This is a genomic window from Corynebacterium sp. HMSC063G05 (assembly GCF_001810555.1).
In the GTDB taxonomy this organism is placed as follows: Bacteria; Actinomycetota; Actinomycetes; order Mycobacteriales; family Mycobacteriaceae; genus Corynebacterium; species Corynebacterium jeikeium_D.
Window position 1 is genome coordinate 90707 of the sequence record NZ_KV801833.1, and the last position, 20171, is coordinate 110877.

Below are 20171 nucleotides of genomic sequence, written 5' to 3' on the forward strand. Positions count from 1 at the left end.
AATGTCGGCAAGCAGTGATAAGTCGAGGCCGTCGGAATTGACCGGCGGTGGTTTGTCAGCTGTACCAGGCAATGACGGTCGGACTATTGGCGTGCTGGCACTGATCTTTGGCGTCGGCGGACTCTTGATGTCCTGGATGATTGTTGGTGGCATCCTCGGTGTCTTTGGCATTGTTCTGGGCATCATCGCGATGGCGAAGGCAATGAGTGCCAAGAAACGCGTGCAGGCAGCCGGGGGAGACGCGGTCATCAGCGGTTCGTTCGGATTGGGCGTGGTCGGCATTGTGACGGGTATTGCAGCCGCCGTGGTATCGCTGATGCTGTATTCGTCGACATCAGATGCGATGTCGAAGTGCGAGAAGTTCGAGCGCACCTCTGGAGAGTATGCCGAGTGCATCTCTAAGCAGATGGGTACTGATCAGCCAAAGAAGCAATCGGAGTGAGTTTGGAAGCGACATCAATGGCGGTCTTACTTTGTGCCCGGAGTTTTCGGTCAATGCCAGATACGCAATCAGGAAATGAGCTAACCCCGTAGTCCACCCCCGAAGCCCAACTGCCTGCAGTTTCGGCCGGGGGTTTCTTAGTGAAATCTCATATTTGGCCGAGTGTTGGTAATGATATTGGTGTCAGAAAGTACCCACATTTGGCATCCCCACATGCGGTAAACGTTTGAACATGCGTGCAATACAGGATGTCTGCTGATTATTAAATAGGAGCGTGAATCGTGGCAGCGACATCTACGCGCGATAACTCCCCGGAACTGTCACCTGGCCAACAAGACCGTGGATACCTCAGCCGGGAGCTTTTCCGTAAGCGCACCGGTCTAGGACTCGGTATCATCCTGGCCCTGCTCGTGTACTTCTTTATGCCGGCTGAGCTCGATCACAACCTGCGTGCAACCGCAGGTGTAGCAGTGCTTATGGCCGTGTGGTGGATGTCCGAGGCTATCCCGATTGCCGTTACGGCTCTGCTGCCGCTGGCTCTATTCCCGATTCTCAACCTCGCGGAGATTAAGGATTTCTCGGGCAAGTACACAGACCCGACCATCTTCCTCTTTATGGGCGGCTTCCTGTTGGCGCTGGCGATGCAGCGTTGGAACCTCCACAAGCGCGTCGCATTGTGGGTTCTGGTGCTCATGGGGTCGTCACCAAAAATGCTGATTCTCGGCTTCATGGTGGCTACTGGCTTCCTGTCGATGTGGGTCTCCAACACGGCCACGGCCGTGATGATGCTGCCAATCGGTGTGTCCGTCCTGAGCCTCATTGTCCGAATGCTGCACGATGAAAAGGTTCCTGCAGAGGATACGGGCTCTGCGAGTGAATCCGTCGCTGAAACCCCCGGTGGGGATGCGCTGGAGGAGGCCGAGGAGTCGTCGTCAAGCTATGACCCGATGCCAAAGTCAAACTTCGGTATCGCGCTGATGCTGGGTATCGCTTACGCGGCATCGATTGGCTCGCTGGGCACGATTATTGGTACTCCGCCGAACGCGATGCTGGCGGCCTACATGGCGGAGCAGGGTGTCAACATTGGGTTCGGCCAGTGGATGCTGCTGGGTGTCCCGGTGGCGGTTGTGCTCATGCTCTGTGCATGGTTTTTGCTGACAAATGTTCTGTTTAAGCCGGAGATTACGCATATTCCAGGTGGGCGCGAACTCATGCGTGACGAGTTGAAGCGCCTTGGCCGTATGTCGACTGGAGAGCGCCGAGTGCTCCTAGTGTTTATCGCGGCGGCACTGGCGTGGGTCTTTGTTCCGGTGCTGCTGCCCGACACCAAGATTGCCGATGCGGTTATCGCAATGACCGTGGGTATTGCGTTGTTCCTTATTCCGGGTGGCCCTAATGGCGTGAAGCTCATGCGCTGGGAAAATGCGTTGGAGCTGCCGTGGGGTGTGCTGCTGCTGTTCGGTGGTGGCCTGGCGCTGTCCTCGCAGTTCGGTGCCTCTGGGCTGTCGGACTGGATTGGCGAGCAGCTGTCTACTCTCGGCTGGATGCCAGTGGCTGCACTCGTGGTTGTCGTCGGCGCCGTTGTGCTGTTCCTGACCGAGTTCACCTCTAACACCGCGACGGCCGCGACCTTCCTGCCGCTGGTTGGTGCGATGGCAATCGGTCTGGGCCACGACCAGATGATCTTCGCAGTTCCAGTTGCACTGGCAGCTACTTCGGCATTCATGATGCCGGTTGCAACACCGCCGAACGCCATCGCCTACGGCTCCGGCTACGTCAGCATGGACAACATGGTCAAGGCCGGTGTTTGGCTGAACGTCGTCGCACTGATCGTGATTTCTGTGGCATCGCTGACGCTGCTGCAGTGGGTATTCGGCGTCGTGTACTAGCTGGGTAGGTAGTAGCCCGTAGTGGATGGTGGGCCAGTGTGCTGAACCACCGTCGGGCTTCTCCGCCTAGCGTTGCTCAGATGCTCCTTCGCCCCGTTCCACTTTGGTGGTTCGGGGCTTTTGGCTGCAAATGTGAAACTGTGTGAGTTTATGACACTTTCAGGCCATTTTTGAGGTCATTTTTGACATAAACGCAGTCAGTAACTCACTAGCGCTGACACCAAAAGAAAAACCGGGCTCGAATAAGGTGTGAAACCTCATTCAAGCCCGATTCTCTGGGTCTAGCTGTTAGCCCCTGAACAACTCCAGGTTAAAGCTTTACTCCAAGTAGTCGCGCAGCACCTGCGAGCGCGACGGGTGACGCAGCTTGGACATCGTCTTGGACTCAATCTGACGGATGCGCTCGCGTGTCACACCGTAGACCTGACCAATCTCGTCCAGGGTACGTGGCATGCCGTCGGTAAGGCCGAAGCGCAAGCGGACGACACCGGCTTCACGTTCGGAGAGAGTCTCCAAGACGTCGCCAAGCTGATCCTGGAGGAGCGTGAAGCTGACGGCGTCCACGGCGATAACTGCCTCGGAGTCCTCGATGAAGTCACCGAGCTGAGAGTCACCCTCGTCGCCGATGGTCTGGTCCAGGGAAATCGGTTCACGAGCGTACTGTTGAATCTCGAGAACCTTTTCCTCTGTGATGTCCATTTCCTTGGCGAGCTCTTCCGGGGTGGGCTCGCGGCCCAGATCCTGAAGCAGTTCACGCTGGATACGACCGAGCTTATTAATGACCTCGACCATGTGAACCGGAATACGAATGGTTCGAGCCTGGTCGGCCATTGCACGAGTAATGGCCTGGCGAATCCACCACGTTGCGTAGGTGGAGAACTTGTAGCCCTTGGTGTAGTCGAACTTCTCGACGGCGCGAATCAGGCCGAGGTTGCCCTCCTGAATCAAGTCGAGGAAAGCCATGCCACGGCCGGTGTAGCGCTTTGCCAGGGACACCACAAGACGGAGGTTGGCTTCGAGCAGGTGATTCTTGGCGCGCTGACCGTCACGAGAAATCTCGCGCAAGTCGCGCTTCTGAGCGTAAGCGATGCGCTCGCCGGCTTCCTTGGCCTCGTCAATCTTGTACTGCGCGTACAGACCGGCCTCGATGCGCTTTGCCAGACTGACTTCTTCCTCGGCAGTCAGCAGCGCGACCTTACCAATCTGCTTGAGGTAGGCGCGGACAGAGTCGGCGGAGGCGGTGAGGGCAGCATCTTTGCGGGCCTGACGCAGACGAGCGGACTCGTCCTCGTTCCAGACCTCGTCGCCCTCGTCCTCTTCATCCTCGTCTTCGTCTTCGTCCTCGTCGTCCTCTTCTTCATCATCGTCGAGGTCGTCGTCTTCGAGGTCGTCATCATCCAGATCGTCGTGAAGATCATCGTCTTCGAGATCATCATCCAGATCCGGGTCGTAGTCCTGCTCCTGCTCCAAGTCGTGGTCGAGTTCCTCGTCCTCGAGCTCTTCGTTCTCAGTTGCGTCGAGAGCCTGCGCGTCCTTCGCCTTCGCTGCAGCAGCCTTGGCCGCGGTGGCCTTCGCAGCCGTTGTCCGCTTAGTTGCCTTCTTGGCGGCGGCCTTACGCGTGGTCTTCTTAGCGACGGACTTCTTGGCCGCCTTCTTCACGGTCTTCTTGGCCGCTGCCTTCTTAGCGGTCGTCTTCTTCGCCGCAGTTTTGGTAGCAGCCGTCTTTTTGGCAGCAGTTTTCTTCGCGGCAGTCTTCTTTGCCACGGTCTTCTTCACTGCCTTCTTGATGGCCTTCTTTACAGCCTTCTTTGCAGGAGTAGCTGAACCGGTGCCACTCCCGGTGGATTGGTCCTGAGCTTGCCCCAGTTCGTTGCCTGCCACGAACGCCCTTTCACGATGTACGTTGTGTGCGCCGCCAAAGCCGCCGCCAGCTTCTCTCGGTCGAAGAGAAGCTCAACGCGCCAGTGGTGCGCCTTTACTTCGTCTATAGCCAACTAGCCGAATGGAAAACATTCAGAGCTGACCTTTTCGTGCCACGGTCATCAGTGTTGCTTTCTGGCTCCTAGCGAAGAAGTAATCGGTGAAAATCCTCATCGAAGCAGTGCGCTGGAATTCGATTTTCCCAATCCTCCTCGAGCCTGTTGATTATTCAACCTTGCCGTGAGTCAACTTCTTATTGTAAACCAATTCTTAAAATCGCCGCCACGGGGCATGGCTTCAAGCACGTGTCACGCCCGACACGTAGCTACCAATCCCCATATAAGAAATGAAAGTGGTTAAGGGTAAAGTCCCTGGTCAGCTGCAAAGGCGGCGCCAGCAATACCCGCATTATTATCCAAACTTGCGGGGACAACTGGAGTCTTACATGTCAACAGCGGAATCCACTTTTCGTGTTCGCGACTGATTCCGCCGCCGACGATGATCCGTGACGGCCAAAACAGCGCCTCGTAGGTCTTAAGCACCTTGCTCACGCGCTCAGCCCACTCTTCGAAGCCGAGCCCCTCCACATCCTTAACTCTCGCGGATGCAAAGTGTTCGGCCTCCATGCCATCAATGATGAGGTGGCCTAACTCCGAATTGGGGTAGAGCAGTCCGTCATGAATAAGCGCGGAGCCGATGCCTGTACCAAAAGTTAGCAACAACACGGCGCCTGTCTTATTGCCCGGATCGCCAAACTGGACTTCAGCGAGGCCGGCAGCGTCAGCGTCGTTAAGCACGTGCGCCTTGTTGTTGGGCAGGTATTTAGCGAAGAGCTCTTGGCAGTTCGTATTAACCCAAGAACCGTCAATATTGGCGGCCAGCAAGGCAATCTGATTCTGTACGACGGACGGAATCGTGATGCCGACATCGGAATCCCACTTCGCAATGTCCACAATTTCTGCAATGGTCTCCGCAACCGCTTCCGGAGTTGCCGGCTGTGGCGTGAAAATTTTAATGCGGTCGCCAATAAGCTGCCCAGTTTCAAGGTCTACGCGGCCACCCTTGATTCCAGAGCCTCCCACGTCGATGCCAAATCCAATTCGTTGTCCCATAGCTCAAATTGTACGAAACAGACACAATGGGGGCATGAGCAATAACTCGCATGGCACCGAACAACTCGCTAACAGCGCGGATAATAGGGGGTCTGCTGCACCGAATAGCCCCGGGTCCGTGCGGCCCAGCGTCGGGGAATTGCGTGACCGCGCGGTACTTATCGCCCGCGCAGCCGCGGCGCACATCGCCAGTCGTCGGGTCGAACTCGGCTCCGATGGCGTTTTAGCAAGTTCCGAAACGAAGTCCTCATCTGTTGACCCCGTCACCGTCGTCGACCGTGAATCTGAGGAGCTCATTCGTTCGCTTATCAAGACGTTTAGCAGCTCTGACCGCATTTTGGGCGAAGAAGGCGGGCTTGACGACGGCGCGAGTTCCCCAGCGCAGGCTGCCAACGAGGGCGAAGCGGTGACCTGGATTGTAGACCCCATTGATGGCACGGTGAATTTCCTTTACGGCCTGCCCAATTGTGCCGTGAGTATCGCTTGCGCCGTAGGCGATGAGGTAGTGGCGGGTGCAGTGGCAAATGCGTCCTCGGGAGAGATTTACAGTGCAGCTAAGGGAGAGGGCGCTCAGGTTTCTCGACGGGACGGCACTGTGCAGACGCTTAGTTGTTCCCCAACGGCCGAGCTGGAAAAGACACTTGTGGCAACGGGATTCAGCTATTCCGCTAGTCTCCGGCAGGTGCAGGGCCGGATAGCGTCGCAGTTGCTGGGGGAGTGTCGAGATATTCGGCGCATGGGATCGGCGGCGCTGGATTTGTGCATGGTGGCGCACGGCCGTGTTGATGCGTATTACGAACACGACATCAAGGTTTGGGATTATGCAGCTGGTGCTCTGATTGCGGCTGAAGCAGGCGCAAGGATTAGGGTCCCGGAATTCACTCAGTGTGCCAACGTTACTGGCCGGCCGGAGGGAGACCCGCTCGACTTTGGTGTCGGTGCGGCGAACTCTGAAGTTGCCGATGCGTTCTTCGAGGCATTGGATGGTGCTATCGCGAAGGCTAGGAATTAGTGCGTCGGTCTAGGAGCAGGTGCTCGAGCCTAACGAGCTCAAACCCTCTAGGTCGGCTTGTTCGCCACGGTTCAATGCGGACATCGTTTCCTCAACCTGGCTGGCTACTTCGAGATCCTTAAACCCCTTACCCAACGACACATCGACGGTTGCATCCGGCCGACCATCGTGGATGAGCTCAAAGCAGGGGAAAAGAGCGTGAAGCGCCGCGGCGTGGCCATTGAAGTCCTCGCCATAACGCAGCTGGCCGAAGCAACCGAGGTCTTGGTTTTCCACAATAGGGTCGTTGCCGTAGGGAACCTGCTCATCGAGGACAAAATCGAGCTGCCGCAATTGCTCGGCGACGGTTGTAGCCTGGCCGACTTTGCCGTTGGCATTATAAACGCGCACATGAACATCCGACGGTGGAACGACGTGCTCTCCGATTAGCGTGGTGGAGGAAACAGGGGCCCCAGCCGCGGGGAGGGAACAGGACACCGGATAACTTGCCGGTTGGCTGCGGAATGCCAATACCCACAACGTAGCGGCAATCACTACAGCAACGACGGAAACCACCACGTAGGGAACAATTTTTCGTCGATGTGATGTGCTCGAAGTGCTCGCGGGGCCTGAACTCATAGCCATCATGTTATCCTCTCCTCGGCTTATGGGCATAGAAACCTATTCTGACCTGCAGAGATGACAGATTGCGTGAATTGCCTTAATATCCGCTGAGAAAGGCGCTGGAGAGTACAGGGTGTCAATCGTCTCAACGCGTTGTATTCTCCGAGAAAAAGTCAGTTCACAATGTCTAGCAAAGGTCCAGAAAGAAGGTTTGGGACATGGCTGTAAACTACGATGCCCCGCGTACTCGTGAAACCGAAGAGCTGGAGACCGATTCCCTCGAGGGCCTTCAGGCTGCATCTGCTGAGAAGGAAATCGACGACACTGACGACGGCGAAATTGTTGAGCCGTTCGAGTTGCCGGTTGCCGACATCGCGGGTGAAGAATTCGATATGGATGTTGCCCCGAAGGGGGAGGATGAATTCACCTGTGGCTCCTGCTTCATGGTGATGCACCGCTCAATGATCGCAATCGATAACGGCGATGGATTCCCCATCTGTCAGGACTGTGCCTAATCCCCGCACAGCCGGGATAGCTTCCTAGGAAAAAGGAAAACCGCCACTACCACGGTTCTGGCGGCGCTGGGGCCGTCGGCAAGCGTGTAGCGGCGGTGAGAGATTTGACCTAGCGGTCGAAGAGACTGTCAAGCAGTGCCTCGGGGTGGCGGGTGGAGACCAGCCAATAGGGGGTGGGGTCGTCCGGATCGTCGAGGACTAGCAGCACCATCGTGGGAATCCACGTGTGTGTAACCAGGAACGCTGCTGGATCGAGCTGACGGCCCAACGCATTGCGCTGCGCGGACTTCGGGACCACCAGGGATTTGGCAACAACCGATGCTGGCAAAACTGCCGTGCCAGCGTGAAGCCAGCGTTCACCAGTGCTGTCCACTTCCACGGACACCGTGGTCTTCGACATAGTCAACAGCACCCACACGCCCACGGCCAGACAAATAATGCCGCCGATGACAAGCCAAAACGGTGAACGGTTAAAGCCAATCTGGGCCGTGCATACAAAAACGGCAGCAGCGCCGAGTACCCAGAACCACCAGGGAACCCAGAGCTTTTCGGAATAGACAATCGATGAATCTCCGCTCGAGCTCATTGCTATTGCCGCACCTTCAGAGACGGATGCTGAGCTGTCGTCGCGACGAGGCTGCAGGTTATCTTTTCCACTCACGGTTATCCATTCTAGGGCACGGCTATGCTCGGTACTGACAAGGCCGAAGTGCGGTTCTTAAAAGACGCGACAGCGAAGGATATACAAAGAGATGACTTATGCCCCGGTGCAAGTGAAAAAGCTCGCTAAAGACGCAGTGATTCCCCAGCGTGCGCATGCCGATGATGCCGGTGTGGATTTGAGCTCAGTGGAGGATGTCATCCTAGCACCAGGGCAGCGGGCGCTCGTGGGAACCGGTATTGCCATTGCTTTGCCGGCGGGCACAGTGGGATTGGTTCATCCTCGCTCCGGATTGGCTTTCAAAAAGGGGCTGTCCATCGTCAACGCTCCCGGCACGATTGATGCCGGTTACCGTGGTGAGCTTAAAGTCTGCCTGATCAACTTGGACCCGACCAATGCGGTGGAGATCGCCAAGGGCGATCGAATTGCCCAATTGGTTGTGCAGAAGGTCGAGCTCAGCCCGCTGGTGGAAGTCGATGAGCTCGATGAAACTGAACGCGGCGTGGGAGGTCACGGGTCAACCGGAGTGTCCACGACGCTTTAAAACGCCTCTGACAGCGCGGGGACCCTACCAAGTGTGGTTCAATGCGTGAAGAGCTCAATAAAGCGTTTACAAAAGCGTATACAAAGATTTCTTTTTAGCGAGGTGTCAATAAACCACCATGTGGCCATTTGGAAAGAAGAACCAGCCAGAAGAACCAGCTGCTGAGGCAGAGACCGTTGCCACCGACTCTGCGGCGCCAGCTTCTGAGGAGGCTACCGCAACCGTGCATGACGACGCGTCGGAAACCGCCGCGGAGAACGCACCAGCAAACGGCCCCTTCGATATCAACAGCGCTAGCCCGACGCAGTTTGATTTTTCGGACTTCGCGAAGGCCAGCCTGAACCTCGGTTCGATGCTGCTGCCTATTCCTCACGTTGGTGATATTCAGGTGGAGATGGGGCCGACAGGTCCAACCATGCTGCACGTCGCCACTGAGCATGGCCGCGTAACTCCTGTAGCATTCGCTGCTCCGACGTCGGGTGGCCTCTGGGAGGAGTCCGCTCAGGAAATCAAGGACGGTCTTGAGTCCGATGGCCTCGATGTCCATGTCGAGCAGGGGCCGTGGGGTTCTGAGGTCGTAGGTCGCACCTCCGATATGGAAATGCGAATCATCGGCGCCGACGGCCCGCGTTGGATGCTTCGCATGACGGCCTCCGGTCCGGCTGATCGGGCGGAGGAACTTGCGAATCTCGCCCGCGGTCTCCTTGCCCGTAGCTTCGTCTCTCGCGGTGAGAACCCGATGCCAGCAGGTCAGCCGCTTCCGGTTACGCTGCCGTCCCAGATGGCCGAGCAGATTCGTCAGGCATACCAGCAGCAGACCCAGGCTGCTCAAGCTGAAGGTGAACCTGGACAGGTGCCAGGCGCTACTGGTATCAACCCGGATGGTTCCACCAATTAGTTTGGTTAACCCGCCAGCAGAGAGAGGCTAGCTGCTTGACAAGGTAGAAGAGGATCTGCAGGTGCCACTGTGCACTGCCCGCCGCCGTCACCCGACGGCGGCTTTTCTCTTGTCAGCGGGTAGTATCACACTGCGTGAACATCGAAGTGACTATTGACCGTCCCGCTGCCGGCGGAGAATTCATTGCCAGCTATGACGGACGTATCGGTTTCGTCACCGGCGGTATCCCCGGCGAACGCGTTGTTGTCGAAATTGCCAAACCTGATGCCAAGCTTTGGCGCGGCAATGTCGTTGAGGTTCTGGATGCCTCAGAGCATCGAATTTCGCAGCGTTGCGAAGCAGCTCAGCAGGGCGCGGGCTGTTGCGACTGGGGTTTTATTGATCCTGAGCACGCGGCGCGTCTCAAGGCTGATGTCTTGACCGATTGCCTGCGCCGTCTTGGACGTTTCACCGCCGACGAGCTGCCAGCTATCGATGTTCTTCCACTGGCTCCGACCTCCCGTTGGCGCACGCGCGTGCGGCTGGGTGTGGATTCCCAGGGACGAGCGGGATTACGTCGTTCCCGTTCCCACGAGCTCGTCATCGGCTCCGAGTGCGTCCAAACAGTTCCCAATCTCATCGCTGGCTTTTCGACGGCCGGAACCATCCCTGTTGCTAAGCCTGCTCGCGGTCGAGGGAGCAAGAAGCCGAAGCCAGGAGAACTCCATGTGGCCATGGACACGGAGGGTAACCGAAGTGCTGTATACGTTTCCGGCAGCGGCAGGAACCGCACGCAAACGTTGATTGAAGGCGAGCCAACTACACAGCACACCGTTCACGGAATTACTTTCGATGTGCCGACGACCGGTTTTTGGCAAGCCCATTGCCATGCCCCTGAGTTCTATGGATCGCGCATCATCGACCTGTTGGTTGGTCAGTCTTTCTCCTGCGGTTGGGATCTTTACGGTGGCGCAGGCGTTCTGTCGGCGGCACTGCGCAAGCTAGTTGACGCAGAGGGTTCAATTCTCTCTGTCGAGGGTTTTGCCGCGGCCGCGACGGCGGGGCGCAAGGCTTTCACTGCAGCTGACCACAGTGGAAATGCGTCGCCTGCGGCACCAGTCCGGTTCGTAACCGGGGATGTCACCAAGGTAGTGCGCCGCGAAGTTGCTAATGCGGAAACACCAAACCCGGATATCGTCGTTCTCGACCCTCCGCGCTCCGGTGCTGGTAAGGATGCCATTGCCGCTATTGCTGAGGCAAAGCCACGCACGGTCGTACATTTCGGTTGCGATCCGGCGACTTTTGCCCGCGATGCCCGGTACTGGGCTGACTATGGCTACGCGTTCAAACACCTCGAGGTCGTGGACGCATTTGGTCTAACGCATCACTTTGAAACCATCGCGGTGCTGGAGCAGCTGTAGCTAGAGTGGCTGCCGCATGGGCGCAAGAACGTTGGCGCCGATCACGTCGGCAAGCAAATGTGCCTGCCATGGGCGGAAACCCTGTTCCCTGAGGTGAGCGGAGATTTCTGTAACGGCTGGCAGGCCGCCAGCGTAGTTGTCGTGGTGGCGGAATACGAATGAGCCGACTGCGCGACTGTGAATCCACCACACCAGTTCACGTGTCTGCGCGGAAGTGATGAGTGTGTCTTTGCGCAGGTGTATTTGGGCACAGACGTTGTCGATGCAGTCTCGCGTGGTTTCGAAAATCTCGGCGGCTTGTGGGGCATGTTCAGCCCAACGGCGAAAGTGGGGCATCTGGTTGGGAGCCTGCTTCTGGGGCTTCGGCCATGACGACCTGGGTTCCTGACGGGCTTCATTAACGACCTTCAACCAAGCGTCCGCGGCACCGCGACGGCGACGTGGAAATCCACGGATTGCAGTTAGTTCACGCTGCGTACCGGGGAGTTGTTCTGCGATTGTACGTAGAACGCTGTGACCCATGACGTGTGTTGGGGAGACATCACGGCGCTGCGCGATTTCGTCACGCTCAGTCCACAGTGCACGGGCGACGTGAAGTTGTTCGGGAGTGCGCAGCTTCCCAATCCCTTTGAGCCCCTGCCACGAGTGTCCGACGTGCAGACCATCGAGGTATTTACGGTTTAGAGCGAGTTCGCGTTCGCATTCCTGTTCCAGCCATTCCAAACGGTCGAGCTCAGTCAGCGCCTGACAAAGAACCTCGGCGAGTTCGATGAGCAGCTCGACATCCAAGGCTGCGTAGTCCAGCCAATCTGCTGGCAGTGGACGAGTAGACCAATCCTCTCGACCGTGCCCCTTGGCAAGTCCAACTCCGAGGAGTCGCTCTGTCAGAGCTGCTAAGTTGACTCGCTCCAGGCCGAGAAGGCGGCCGGCCAGCTCAGTGTCAATGACTTTGGTGGGGTAGAGACCCAGAGCTGCGAGGCAGGGAAGGTCAGAATGAGCGGCGTGAATAATCCAGGTCAGGTCGTTGACTGAGGAACCGAAAACGGCCATCGCCTTGCGACCATCTTCGGGATCGATGAGAAAGGTGCCCGCTCCACGGCGGCGAAATTGAAGCAAGAAGGCGCGGTCGTCGTAGCGATATGCCGAAGCTCGTTCAGTATCGACTGCGAGCCAACCGTGTCCTTTGGCCAGCTGCTCACCGGCGTCAATAATGTCGTCGATGGCAGAAAGCACGCGTGGAGTTCCCTCGGCTGGGGCAAGTCTTACTTCTACGTCGGGACTAGTTTCCACGTCGGAGCTCATCGCACGCCTCTTCGGTCGTCGGTATCAGCAGTCGCCGGTATCAGCCCAGCAGGGAAACGCCGACGGGTGGCAGACCAGCGACGTTCGCTAGTACCTGAGCGAAGGATTCAACGTGGGTGCGCAGGTCGGTGCCACGAGCAGTCCACGATGCGCGCATTTCTAATTGAAAGGCCTGTGGCTTGCCGCCGATCTCGCCATAGCGGACAGAGTTCGTAGTAGTCACCGTGCCACCCAAGTTCGACAGTTCGGCGTTGTTCTCAGCCAGAGCCTCGGTGAGCCATTGCCAGGCAACCTGGGGAAGCAGCGGATCTTCCGCGAGGGAGGCGTCCATATCCGCCTGGATGTATGCAACCAAGCGCATGTCACCGTCCCAGGTTTCCTCACTGCGGGGGTCATGGAGCAAAATTAAACGACCAAAGGCATCGTCGTCCGAGGACTCGGGGACGATATCAGCTTCGGGCTGCGTGACCTCAAGCGAGACAGCGTGGCTAAACGGTGCCAGCTTCTGCGGTGGCCGAACGGTGCCCAGAGCAATCTCAGGTCGCAGTTCAGCAGAGTGCATTGACTGGACCGCGGCGCGGAAGTTCTGTGGCATTGAATCGGTTCCATTCACGCGCCTGAACTTAGCCATATGACGCTTGCGTTAGTGGGAGGCGCGCCGAAAAGAGTGGGAAGCGACCAAGCGGTTCGTCGAAAACGCACAGCAGGGCGAGCGATTTCCCTGTTCTTAGTACCCCACACATCAATTTCTAAGGTAAGTGGGGCATGATTGTCCGTATGAACAATCGTCGCACTTTGACTGATGCCCCGATTCTTGATGCAGCTTACGGTCGAACTCCGTCGCGCCGCCCGGTGTGGTTTATGCGGCAAGCCGGTCGTTCACTGCCTGAATACCGTGAGGTGCGCAAGGACATCGGTATGTTGGACTCCTGTTTCCGTCCGGAACTGCTCGCTGAGATTACTATGCAGCCGGTACGTAGGCACGACGTTGATGCTGCGATTCTTTTTTCCGATATCGTCGTGCCGCTGAAGGCTGCGGGTGTCAACCTGGATATTGTTCCTGGCCGCGGTCCAGTAATGGATACTCCGGTGCGCTCGGAAGCAGACATCAAGGCTCTACCGGAAGTCACGGAAGAGCAACTCGCTCCGGTGGCCGAGGGTATCGGCCTCATTCTGCAAGAGCTGACTGATACCCAGGCACTCATTGGTTTCGCCGGTGCACCGTTCACCTTGGCGTCGTACCTGATTGAAGGCGGTCCATCCCGCAATCACGAGCGCACTAAGGCGCTGATGCACTCGGACCCTGAATTGTGGGATCACCTGATGCAGAAAATCACTCCGATGGTGATTGCTTTCCTGCGCGCGCAGATTGGCGCTGGTGTGGACGCTATTCAGCTCTTCGACTCCTGGGCTGGCTATCTCACCGAGCGTGATTACCGCCGCTTTGTGTTGCCGTACTCGAAGGAAATCTTCCAGGCTGTCGCCGACGCCGGCATTCCGCGCATCCACTTCGGTGTGGGCACCGGCGAGCTTCTCGGTGCGATGGCTGAAGCCGGCCCAGAAGTCATGGGCGTCGACTGGCGCGTGCCACTGGACGTTGCTGCCAACCGCATTCGTGCCACGCTTTCCGACGTTCACCGAGGCGCAGACCCGGCGGAAAACAGCCTTGCATTGCAGGGCAACCTTGACCCGGCGATTCTCTTTGCCGGTGAAGATGCAATGACCCAAGAGATTCAGCGCATCTGCTCTGAGACGGACCGTGCAATTAAGCGTGGTGACGCCCGTGGACATATCTTCAACTTGGGTCACGGGGTGCTACCGAATACCGATGCCGACGCGATTACGCGCGCCGTTGAGATCATTCACGCAACGTAAAAGCCGACGCAACAGGCGTGTAAAACACGCACTAGCTAATTTCCTACAAGTCTTATCGACCGTGCCCGCTTGAGGCGCGGGCATAGAGAAAGCGTACGAAATACCGTGGTTGCACAACCTTCTACCATTGCCGTCATAGGTGGCGGTATCTCCGGCCTGAGCGCAGCGTATGAGTTGCGTAAAAAGCTCGGACCCGCCGCAAGAATAATTGTCATCGAGTCCAGTGCACAGGTCGGCGGCAAGCTGAAGACTCGAACAGGAACTAACGGCCCTCTCGAAGCGGGCGCTGAGGCGTACCTGGCGTTCCGTCACGATGCCACCGATTTTTTCAAGGAACTCGGGTTGGCAGATCAGCTAGTCGCCCCTTCGGGGCTGCCTTCCAAGCTCTACATTGGCGGTGAACTCAAGGACCTTCCGCGTAACACGGTCACCGGTATTCCAGGAAGTTCAGAAGGGTTGGGCTACCTCCTCAGCGAGGCCACCCTCGCCAAGATTGATGCCGAGTCGAACCCCGAGCTCACTCCAGCCTTGCACTGGGTACTGGGTGACGACATGAATGTCGGCCAGCTGGTCGCGGCGCGGCTCGGTGAGGAAGTCGTTGACCGCATCGTCTCCCCGCTGCTCGGAGGCGTCTACTCAACCACCGCATACGACCTGGGCCTGCGTGCGACCATCCCACAGTTGGCGGCAGCGCTTGATGAAATGGCTAGTGTCGGTGATCATGTCAGCCTCACCGGCGCTGTCCAGCGCGTTCTGGAAGCACGTAAGCAGGCGCAGCAGGCGCGTCTGAGCAGTGAGGCTGCGACAGACTCGACGAAGACGAATCGACCGGTGGTCTTCCAAACGTTCCGCGATGGCTTCGAGGTTCTCTACAACACGCTTGTCGACGAATCGGGAGCCGAACTCCTCTTGTCGACGAAGGCTACTGGTCTGCGGCAGCATGACAATGGCTTTGAGGTCACTGTGGAACTGCCGTCGGAAAGCGGCACGAGCGTTAGCACTATCGACGTCGACGGCGTTGTCGTGGCGGCACCTTCTGCAACCACATCGGAGCTGTTGAGCAATCTTGCGCCAGAGGCGGCCGAGCTCATTGGTGGGGTAGACACGTCGAACTCGGCGGTGGTCGGTATGTGTTTCGACTCGTCGGAAGGACTGCCGGAGATTAACGGCGTGTTGTGCGAGATTGGTGCTGACCTGTCCGCGAAAGCTTTTACAGTGTCGTCCCGGAAGTGGCCACATATTGGTGAGCGCTACGGTGCCGTTGTGAGGGCAAGCTTCGGCCGTTTTGATGATGACTCGCACGTGCATCGTAGCGACGAGGACCTCATCGCCAGGGCAAAGGCGGATTTGGCTAAGGCGACTGGCTTTGATGCTGAACCGACTGCGGTTTTCGTCCAGCGTTGGTGGGCGGGGATTCCACGCTTCGATATGGGGCATGGCGGCCTGATGGATTTTGCTCGCCAGGAATTGGCCGAGGTGCCTAAGCTTGCAGCAACGGGGGCGTGGCTCAGTGGCCCGGGCATTCCGGAATGTATCTCCAACGCCAAGGCTGCGGCCAGCAAGATTGCTGCGGAGCTGGCATAAAGCTGCGAGATTGGTGCTGAGTACGAAACTGGCGCTGACCCATCGTTTTTAAACAAACCTTTCAACCGAACTAGGAGACAACTAATGACCAAGCTCGATTTCAAGAAGCTCAACGACACCATCCGCTACACCATGTGGTCTGCCTTCAAGGTGACCCCAGGTGCACTCGGTGATAACCGCGAAGAGGCAGTGGCTAAGACCAAGGAATTCCTGGCTCGTTACGAAGACACTGATCTGATCATCCGTGGTTTCTACGTTGTTTCGGCCATGCGTGCTGAAGCCGACTTCATGTTCTGGATCCACGCAGAGAAGCTGGAAGACCTGCAGGCGTTCTACAACGCCTTCCTGCGCGAGACTCCGCTGGGCAAGGCATCCACTCCGCACTGGTCGAACGCTGCGCTGCACCGTCCAGCTGAGTTCAACAAGTCGCACCTGCCGTCGTTCATCATGGGTGAAGAGCCGGGACGATGGATTGCGGTTTACCCCTTCGTTCGTTCCTACGACTGGTACCTGCTGGAGCCGACCGAGCGACGCCGCATCCTTGCTGAACACGGTATGGCCGGTCGTGACTACCCGGATGTGCGCGCCAATACTGTCCCGGCGTTCGCACTCGGTGACTACGAGTGGATCCTTGCATTCGAGGGGCCGGAGCTCGACCGCATTGTGGACTTGATGTGGAAGATGCGTTACACCGAGGCTCGTCTGCACGTCCGCGAAGAGATTCCGTTCCACACGGGACGTCGCGTCGATGACATCGCAGAGATCATCAACGTTCTGCCGTAGCTCACGCAATCAACGAGAGAATCAGCAGCGCCGCTGGTCAAGCCCCGTTAACTGACGGGATTTTGACCAGCGGCGCTGCTTCTCTATCTAGTTATTCAGCCGTCTTGTCCGGTTCGAGCGTGAGTGAAATTGAATTGATGCAATAACGCAGGTCGGTCGGAGTATTGTATCCCTCACCCTCAAAGACGTGGCCGAGGTGAGACTTGCAACGACTGCACAGCACTTCGGTACGGACCATACCGAGGCTGGTGTCTCGGCGCTCAATAATCCGGTCTCCAGCTAGTGGAGAGAAGAAGGATGGCCAACCGCAGTGAGAGTCGAACTTCTCGTTCGACCGAAACAGCTCGTAACCACAGGCCCGGCAGCGGTAGACACCTTGAGTCTTGGTATCGGTGTACTCACCGGTGAAGGCGCGTTCAGTACCTGCCTGACGCAAAACCTGGTACTCCGCGGCACTGAGGCGTTCGCGCCATTCTTCTTCGCTCAGATTCCAGTCTTCGCTATGCGAATCAACCATTCTGAATAGCCTCCTCAGACTTGAGATCAGATTCCTGATTAGACTTCCTGCCTGCTATCTTCCAGTCGCTCAGCCAGCTGAAGCCGGATGCAAAGCTACGCCCATTGACGGCATCCACAATCGTCATTCGAATGAGTGCTGCCGTGATGGAGAGAATAAGAACGGCCCATCCAATACCGCCGATTGCAACCGTGAACCACGGGAAAAAGAGGTCATCTTCATCAATCCACCAATTGGCGTAGAAGAAACAGAGTACGACTCCGAGTCCTGCGCCCCAATTCAACATGACTGTCGAACCAATATTTCCTTCATTGTCGCGAGCCAAAACCAATGGGCGAAGCACGGTGAGAACCATTGGCAAGAGCGTCATCGAGTAGTACTGCTGGCCCAGGCTGGAAAGGAAGAACGCGCCGGTGAAGAGAACTCCGGAAGTCGTAGCAATCCAGAATATCTCATCCCTTTCGAGCCAGCGAAGAAGGAGCACGACGGATACCAAGACGAAAATGCCGAAAAAGATCTGCCACAGCAAAATCAGGGTCGGATGGGCACCTAGCCAAACAAGCTGTCCAGTCAGTGAAGCATTTGCAAAGTCACGGACAACTCCCAGGTAGGGGACGGTGATATCTAGGTAGTCACGTGGTTGGACCATGAGCGGCCACGCAATGACATTGGCTGCAATTACCACTCCGATACTGGTCAGTACCGTAGAGAACTGCCTGCGCATGAACGGTAGGAACAGCATTGGCAAGAAAACAGGTTTAATGGTGATTGCGATACCGATGATCAGGCCGGCCAGGATATTGCGCCGCTCGGTCAGAGCAATAAAAAACAGCACTAATGCAAGGAAGAGTGAACCGTTGACGTTCGTAAAATCAAGGGTGTTGGTAACGGGTTCCGTGAGGTAGAGCAGTGCTATCGACGCTGGAATGATGGGGCCAGAGCGCGCAATACCAAGCCACCTCAGCAGCAATACAATTGCCGCAATGATTGCAGCTGACTGAAACACCGCAAACCAGATTCGGCCCGATTCAAGCGAGCCGAACAAATCAATCGGGGCTAAAAGTAGGGTAGCGCCTGGGGAATACAGATAGTGCGGATCGGCTGTTACGTAGTCTTCCGAATAAACGGGTACCTGCGATACGAATCGATTAATTGCCGACCAGACGGTCGTAAAGTCATCTGTGCCAGAAACGTCTTTCGGCAAAACCCAGGTGCGGTGAAAAATCACCACAGCTGCGATAGGCCACAAGAAAGCGCTGAGTCCTCGCGACACGTGCCGAGACAGAGGGCGTGGAGCCACCGAATTTGTCTCTGGCGTGTCCTTGGACGTTTGCGTTAATGCCGTTGCGCTTGCGCTCACGTCGATTTTTGGTTTACTCACAATACTCCACCCTACTGGGTGAAGCTGCGGGAATAGCGTAGGAAGATGTGTGAGTCGGAACGTAGGATATCCCGCACTTCAAAAGCCTGCGGGTTCGTCGAGTTCCCGTCATCATCAGGGTCGTTCTCGCCGAAAGCCAGGGGACCGTTACCCACCCACATCGGCGACAACGTCAGGAACAGTTCGTCGACGCACCCCTTTTTGAATGCTTCTCGATACATCGTCGGTCCACCCTCTACGACAATGTCCCGATACCCATGTTCAGCCAGCCAGGTTAACGCCGCTTTTACCGAGGGGTTAGGGAGCTTAACGACGCGAGCCCCGGCCGACTCCATCTTTTTAGCTTTGTTCTTGTGAGCGGTCTTTGCTCCTTCATCATTAAAAGCGTCCTCAGTCGGGGTGAAGATTATCGGAGGATTGACTTCTGCATTCGCGAAAAAGTCGGATTCTATATCTAGATCCAACGAGCGCGAAAGTGTGGACATCGCCACGTGCTCGGAGCGACCTAGCTTCTGTCGAACGGCCTCTAGGTACTCCGGTATCTCAACTGGCCCGTACCCCTCGGACGCAATGGTGCCTGTACCAACGAAAACGACGTCGGCAAGCGCGCGAAGCGTGTTGAAAACCGTGGCATCGGTGTCGTTGCCAAGCTGGCCCGAGGTGCCTTCGACGGCGCCGCGTCCGTCCAAGCTGGTGACGGCGATGGCCGTGACGGTGGAGGTGTTGTGAGACGCCGCCGCTGTATCATGTGTCGTTTGCGCAGGTCGAGAAAGAAACTGCAGAATTTCGTCGGTCGATGGGCTTACGGAGGTGAGTGTAGCCATACCGCCGAGGTTAAGCCGACGATTGCAGAATAGGCAAGGCCTGGCTTATAAGGGAAGTGTTATAATCGTTGTCATTTATAAGGATTGGACTTATAGTAGGGGCATGCGACTAACAGATACTCTTGAGAAGGCATTCAACGACCAGATCACTATGGAGCTCACCGCTTCCCACGTCTACCGCCAGCTGGCAATCGAACTGGACCTGCTGGATTTCTCCGGCATGGCAGAGTGGATGCGTGCACAGGCGGATGAGGAAGTTGATCACGCGAATCAGTTCATCGCACACCTCGATGCTCGCGACAACCACCCGCAGATTGGTGCTGTCGACGCACCGGAGGTGAAGGTCACTTCCGCAATCGATGCATTCCGCATTGCTCTCGAGCATGAAGAGAAGGTTTCGGCATCTATCCGTAACCTCCGCAAGCTTGCTGATAGCGAGGGTGATCTCGACTCCCGCCCGCTGCTGGACAGCTTCGTGGTTGAGCAGATTGAGGAAGAGGACACCGTGCGTGGCATCATCGGTCGCCTGGAGATCGTTGGCGACAACGGTGCTGGCCTGCTGCGTATCGACCGGGAGCTTGGCGCTCGCGACGCAGCTTAATATCGAGCTCGGTTCGCAGTTTGGATAGAAATGACCGCCCTGGGGCTAACTGCCTAGGGCGGTCATTTCTATTTAGCTGGGGTATCAATTGATGGGCTTGGCGTCCAGCCAAACCGAAATTCGGGGAGCTGTCATGGGCTGACCGTCCATAGCATTTAGACGAGCGAGCTGCTCAGCAAAGCTCGCCGAATTGGAAAACCTGCCAGCCGAGACGCCCGCCGGACAATATTTTTCCTGCTTAACCCGGGGGAGCGGTAGGACTCGATGAAATTGGGGGTTAAGTAGCAAAAAGTGTGTCCGCTCGGCGT

Annotated in this window: 20 protein-coding genes; 11 read left to right on the plus strand and 9 right to left on the minus strand. The window is 57.0% G+C overall.

All coding sequences use genetic code 11. From position 1 onward, the window contains the following. The first annotated feature begins 1 nt into the window (after window position 1). Window positions 2-442 carry a hypothetical protein gene (locus HMPREF2751_RS01205; protein WP_016422649.1) on the plus strand — a complete coding sequence of 147 codons (441 nt, stop codon included), beginning with the start codon at window positions 2-4 and terminating at the stop codon, window positions 440-442. Window positions 443-723: 281 nt separating this feature from the next. Further along, a complete protein-coding gene (locus HMPREF2751_RS01210; RefSeq protein ID WP_070549534.1) occupies window positions 724-2331 on the plus strand; it encodes an SLC13 family permease in 1608 nt (535 codons plus the stop codon). Between the two features lie 318 nt (window positions 2332-2649). On the opposite strand, the gene HMPREF2751_RS01215 is transcribed toward HMPREF2751_RS01210, so the two are convergent. Both HMPREF2751_RS01215 and ppgK read right to left on the minus strand, forming a co-directional pair. Beyond that, a complete protein-coding gene (locus tag HMPREF2751_RS01215; RefSeq protein ID WP_016422651.1) occupies window positions 2650-4212 on the minus strand; it encodes an RNA polymerase sigma factor in 1563 nt (520 codons plus the stop codon). Between the two features lie 395 nt (window positions 4213-4607). After that, a complete protein-coding gene (gene ppgK / locus HMPREF2751_RS01220; protein WP_042388657.1) occupies window positions 4608-5363 on the minus strand; it encodes a polyphosphate--glucose phosphotransferase in 756 nt (251 codons plus the stop codon). Between the two features lie 34 nt (window positions 5364-5397). On the opposite strand from ppgK, the gene HMPREF2751_RS01225 reads away from it, so the two are divergent. After that, on the plus strand, window positions 5398-6375 hold the full coding sequence (locus HMPREF2751_RS01225; protein ID WP_070595190.1) for an inositol monophosphatase family protein: 978 nt from the start codon (window positions 5398-5400) through the stop codon (window positions 6373-6375). A 9-nt stretch (window positions 6376-6384) separates the two neighbouring features. On the opposite strand, the gene HMPREF2751_RS10565 is transcribed toward HMPREF2751_RS01225, so the two are convergent. Next, window positions 6385-6993, minus strand: coding sequence for a LytR C-terminal domain-containing protein (locus HMPREF2751_RS10565; RefSeq protein WP_160310020.1), 609 nt, complete (start codon window positions 6991-6993; stop codon window positions 6385-6387). Window positions 6994-7196: 203 nt separating this feature from the next. Here HMPREF2751_RS10565 and HMPREF2751_RS01235 point away from each other — a divergent pair, with 203 nt between their 5' ends. Next, window positions 7197-7493, plus strand: a complete 297-nt coding sequence (locus HMPREF2751_RS01235; protein ID WP_016422655.1) for a DUF4193 family protein — start codon at window positions 7197-7199, stop codon at window positions 7491-7493. 109 nt (window positions 7494-7602) lie between these two features. On the opposite strand, the gene HMPREF2751_RS01240 is transcribed toward HMPREF2751_RS01235, so the two are convergent. Beyond that, window positions 7603-8079: a DUF3093 domain-containing protein gene (locus HMPREF2751_RS01240; RefSeq protein WP_070549532.1), complete on the minus strand. Its 477-nt coding sequence runs from the start codon at window positions 8077-8079 to the stop codon at window positions 7603-7605. A gap of 166 nt (window positions 8080-8245) precedes the next feature. Between HMPREF2751_RS01240 and dut the strand changes: the two genes are divergently transcribed. The 3 genes from dut to HMPREF2751_RS01255 all read left to right on the plus strand — a co-directional run bounded on the left by dut (window position 8246) and on the right by HMPREF2751_RS01255 (window position 10996). Then, the gene (gene dut / locus HMPREF2751_RS01245) at window positions 8246-8698 is read left to right on the plus strand and encodes a dUTP diphosphatase (protein WP_016422657.1); all 453 of its coding nucleotides are present in this window, start codon (window positions 8246-8248) and stop codon (window positions 8696-8698) included. Window positions 8699-8816: 118 nt separating this feature from the next. Beyond that, the gene (locus HMPREF2751_RS01250; RefSeq protein WP_049173039.1) at window positions 8817-9596 is read left to right on the plus strand and encodes a DUF3710 domain-containing protein; all 780 of its coding nucleotides are present in this window, start codon (window positions 8817-8819) and stop codon (window positions 9594-9596) included. A 134-nt stretch (window positions 9597-9730) separates the two neighbouring features. Then, entirely contained in the window at window positions 9731-10996 is a 1266-nt protein-coding gene (locus HMPREF2751_RS01255; protein WP_016422659.1) for a class I SAM-dependent RNA methyltransferase, read from the plus strand. On the opposite strand, the gene HMPREF2751_RS01260 is transcribed toward HMPREF2751_RS01255, so the two are convergent. After that, window positions 10997-12298 carry an HRDC domain-containing protein gene (locus HMPREF2751_RS01260; protein WP_016422660.1) on the minus strand — a complete coding sequence of 434 codons (1302 nt, stop codon included), beginning with the start codon at window positions 12296-12298 and terminating at the stop codon, window positions 10997-10999. 40 nt (window positions 12299-12338) lie between these two features. After that, entirely contained in the window at window positions 12339-12893 is a 555-nt protein-coding gene (locus tag HMPREF2751_RS01265) for a DUF3000 domain-containing protein (protein WP_016422661.1), read from the minus strand. A 170-nt stretch (window positions 12894-13063) separates the two neighbouring features. Here HMPREF2751_RS01265 and hemE point away from each other — a divergent pair, with 170 nt between their 5' ends. From hemE to hemQ, 3 genes are all read left to right on the plus strand, one after another. Further along, on the plus strand, window positions 13064-14173 hold the full coding sequence (gene hemE / locus HMPREF2751_RS01270; protein ID WP_016422662.1) for a uroporphyrinogen decarboxylase: 1110 nt from the start codon (window positions 13064-13066) through the stop codon (window positions 14171-14173). Between the two features lie 105 nt (window positions 14174-14278). Continuing rightward, the gene (gene hemG, locus HMPREF2751_RS01275; protein ID WP_049189729.1) at window positions 14279-15757 is read left to right on the plus strand and encodes a protoporphyrinogen oxidase; all 1479 of its coding nucleotides are present in this window, start codon (window positions 14279-14281) and stop codon (window positions 15755-15757) included. A gap of 84 nt (window positions 15758-15841) precedes the next feature. Next, window positions 15842-16540, plus strand: a complete 699-nt coding sequence (gene hemQ, locus HMPREF2751_RS01280) for a hydrogen peroxide-dependent heme synthase (protein ID WP_070595194.1) — start codon at window positions 15842-15844, stop codon at window positions 16538-16540. 91 nt (window positions 16541-16631) lie between these two features. Here the strand turns inward: hemQ and msrB are convergent, their stop codons facing one another. The 3 genes from msrB to HMPREF2751_RS01295 form a co-directional block, all read right to left on the minus strand. Then, window positions 16632-17057, minus strand: coding sequence for a peptide-methionine (R)-S-oxide reductase MsrB (gene msrB, locus HMPREF2751_RS01285; protein WP_048733231.1), 426 nt, complete (start codon window positions 17055-17057; stop codon window positions 16632-16634). Then, on the minus strand, window positions 17050-18306 hold the full coding sequence (locus HMPREF2751_RS01290) for a glycosyltransferase family 87 protein (protein WP_070827430.1): 1257 nt from the start codon (window positions 18304-18306) through the stop codon (window positions 17050-17052). The genes msrB and HMPREF2751_RS01290 overlap by 8 nt, the downstream gene beginning before the upstream one ends. Window positions 18307-18449: 143 nt before the next feature. Beyond that, window positions 18450-19262, minus strand: a complete 813-nt coding sequence (locus HMPREF2751_RS01295) for a dihydrofolate reductase family protein (protein ID WP_049189727.1) — start codon at window positions 19260-19262, stop codon at window positions 18450-18452. Between the two features lie 103 nt (window positions 19263-19365). On the opposite strand from HMPREF2751_RS01295, the gene HMPREF2751_RS01300 reads away from it, so the two are divergent. Then, complete coding sequence (locus HMPREF2751_RS01300) at window positions 19366-19863, plus strand: ferritin (RefSeq protein ID WP_070438323.1); 498 nt, start codon at window positions 19366-19368, stop codon at window positions 19861-19863. The last annotated feature ends 308 nt before the right edge of the window (window positions 19864-20171 follow it).

Excerpts from the sequence above, each read along its gene's own strand:
- HMPREF2751_RS01205 (WP_016422649.1), top strand. The coding sequence starts at position 2 with ATGTCGGCAAGCAGTGATAAGTCGAGGCCGTCGGAATTGACCGGCGGT.
- ppgK (WP_042388657.1), bottom strand. The coding sequence starts at position 5,363 with ATGGGACAACGAATTGGATTTGGCATCGACGTGGGAGGCTCTGGAATC.
- HMPREF2751_RS01225 (WP_070595190.1), top strand. The coding sequence starts at position 5,398 with ATGAGCAATAACTCGCATGGCACCGAACAACTCGCTAACAGCGCGGAT.
- HMPREF2751_RS10565 (WP_160310020.1), bottom strand. The coding sequence starts at position 6,993 with ATGAGTTCAGGCCCCGCGAGCACTTCGAGCACATCACATCGACGAAAA.
- HMPREF2751_RS01235 (WP_016422655.1), top strand. The coding sequence starts at position 7,197 with ATGGCTGTAAACTACGATGCCCCGCGTACTCGTGAAACCGAAGAGCTG.
- HMPREF2751_RS01240 (WP_070549532.1), bottom strand. The coding sequence starts at position 8,079 with ATGAGCTCGAGCGGAGATTCATCGATTGTCTATTCCGAAAAGCTCTGG.
- dut (WP_016422657.1), top strand. The coding sequence starts at position 8,246 with ATGACTTATGCCCCGGTGCAAGTGAAAAAGCTCGCTAAAGACGCAGTG.
- HMPREF2751_RS01250 (WP_049173039.1), top strand. The coding sequence starts at position 8,817 with ATGTGGCCATTTGGAAAGAAGAACCAGCCAGAAGAACCAGCTGCTGAG.
- HMPREF2751_RS01260 (WP_016422660.1), bottom strand. The coding sequence starts at position 12,298 with ATGAGCTCCGACGTGGAAACTAGTCCCGACGTAGAAGTAAGACTTGCC.
- HMPREF2751_RS01265 (WP_016422661.1), bottom strand. The coding sequence starts at position 12,893 with ATGCCACAGAACTTCCGCGCCGCGGTCCAGTCAATGCACTCTGCTGAA.
- hemE (WP_016422662.1), top strand. The coding sequence starts at position 13,064 with ATGATTGTCCGTATGAACAATCGTCGCACTTTGACTGATGCCCCGATT.
- hemQ (WP_070595194.1), top strand. The coding sequence starts at position 15,842 with ATGACCAAGCTCGATTTCAAGAAGCTCAACGACACCATCCGCTACACC.
- msrB (WP_048733231.1), bottom strand. The coding sequence starts at position 17,057 with ATGGTTGATTCGCATAGCGAAGACTGGAATCTGAGCGAAGAAGAATGG.
- HMPREF2751_RS01295 (WP_049189727.1), bottom strand. The coding sequence starts at position 19,262 with ATGGCTACACTCACCTCCGTAAGCCCATCGACCGACGAAATTCTGCAG.
- HMPREF2751_RS01300 (WP_070438323.1), top strand. The coding sequence starts at position 19,366 with ATGCGACTAACAGATACTCTTGAGAAGGCATTCAACGACCAGATCACT.